This is a genomic window from Klebsiella sp. 141251, assembly GCF_050600725.1.
Lineage (GTDB): Bacteria > Pseudomonadota > Gammaproteobacteria > Enterobacterales > Enterobacteriaceae > Klebsiella > Klebsiella aerogenes.
The window spans coordinates 1-307 of the sequence record NZ_JAQIRG010000040.1; the positions used below are offsets into that span (position 1 = coordinate 1).

Genomic DNA, 307 nt, shown 5'->3' on the forward strand with positions numbered 1-307 from the left:
CTGCGCACCGCCTGCAGGGCGGCTTTCATGTTGCGCGGGTCGTTCATGGCATCGAAAACGCGGAACACGTCCATGCCGTTTTTGACGGCGCGCTCCACAAAGCGCGCCACCACGTCGTCGGCGTAGTGGCGGTAGCCGAGCAGGTTCTGGCCGCGCAGCAGCATCTGCAGCGGGGTTTTCGGCATCGCCTTTTTCAGTTCGCGCAGGCGGACCCACGGGTCCTCGCCGAGGAAGCGGATGCAGGCGTCAAAGGTGGCGCCGCCCCAGCATTCCAGCGAGCGGTAGCCGACGTCATCCAGCTGAGCGG

The 307-nt window shown here is 66.1% G+C and carries 1 pseudogene; it reads right to left on the bottom strand.

Annotation, left to right across the window (positions count from 1 at the left end):
- Positions 1-307 (bottom strand): annotated as a pseudogene (locus PGR09_RS24565) (sodium-extruding oxaloacetate decarboxylase subunit alpha); the annotation flags it as partial.